The sequence below is a fragment of the Catenulispora rubra genome (genome assembly GCF_015356825.1).
In the GTDB taxonomy this organism is placed as follows: Bacteria; Actinomycetota; Actinomycetes; order Streptomycetales; family Catenulisporaceae; genus Catenulispora; species Catenulispora rubra.
Genome location: NZ_JAACYW010000641.1, coordinates 1 through 1,137, shown reverse-complemented (window position 1 = coordinate 1,137; position 1,137 = coordinate 1). Strand labels below are relative to the sequence as shown.

The window sequence follows — 1,137 nt, the reverse complement described above, 5'->3', positions numbered from 1 at the left end:
GCTTGGAGGGGCTTGGAGGGGGTTAGAGGGAGGGACGTGAGGAGGAGGGAGAGGGATGAGAGGGACTGTGCAGCTACCGGGACGGGGCCGCGGCGGGCGCGGTCACCCGCCCGGAGTTCGGGGCGGCCGGAGCAGAGGACTGATCCGTGAAGCGGCTGGACTCGGACAGGACGAGCGCCAGGGCGCCCATCAACGAAGCGCGCGGGCCCAGCGTGGAGGTTCGGACGGCGACCGGAGCGCCGAACGGGACGGCGGTGAGCTCGGCGTGGACGGGGTCGAGGAGCAGCGGGCCGAGTGCGGTCAGCTCGCCGCCGAGGGTGATGACCGAGGGGTTCAGGACCAGGGCGAGGGCGCCGAGGGAGCGGGCCAGGCGCCGGGTGCCGTCGTCGATCACGGCCAGGACGTCGGCGTCGCCGGCCTCGGCGCGGCGGATCAGTTCGTTGACGTCGTCGATGCGGATGCCGCGTGCGGCCAGGCGGGCGAGCATGCCCTCGGCACCGGCGTACAGCTCCAGGCAGCCTCGGCGTCCGCACCAGCAGGCCGGGCCGTCCGGGTCGGCGGTGACGTGGCCGAGTTCGCCGGCGTAGCCGTCGTGGCCGCGGTGGATGCGGGAGCCGAAGGCGCTGCGGGAGCCGAAGGCGATGCCGAGCCCGACGCGGCTCGCGAGCTTGACGTAGAGCAGATCCTGCCCGCGCAGATCCCCGCCGGGCGGCGCGGCCACGACCGACTCACCGAGCGCGCCGAGGTTGGCGTCGTTCTCGACAGCGGCCGGGATGCCCCACGTCCGACCGATCAGCTCGGCCAACTCCGAACCGTTCCACCCCGGCAGCACCCCGGGAACGAGGAACCGCCCGCTATCCGGCGCGATCGGGGCGGCGATGCTGATGGCCGCACCGACGATCTGGTCCCGATCCGCCTCCGCCTCGGCGAGCGTGGTCTCGATGCTGCGCATGACGATGTGCGTGCCGCGCTCGGCGGAGTGACCCTGCGGGAGGGAGACCCAGCGCTCGGCGAGGACGCTGCGCGAGAGGTCGCCGACGGCGACGGCCACGTGCCGGACGCCGACGTCGACGGCGATGGCGAGGCCCGCGGCGCGGTTGAGGGCGAGGCGGGTCGGCGGGCGGCCGGGGGTGTCGG

At 74.6% G+C, this 1,137-nt stretch carries 1 protein-coding gene; it reads right to left on the bottom strand.

The window, feature by feature from the left end:
- Positions 1-73 precede the first annotated feature (73 nt).
- Positions 74-1,137, bottom strand: a 1,064-nt coding sequence (locus tag GWK61_RS54715; RefSeq protein WP_194922313.1) for an ROK family protein, incomplete at its 5' end; no start/stop codon positions are given.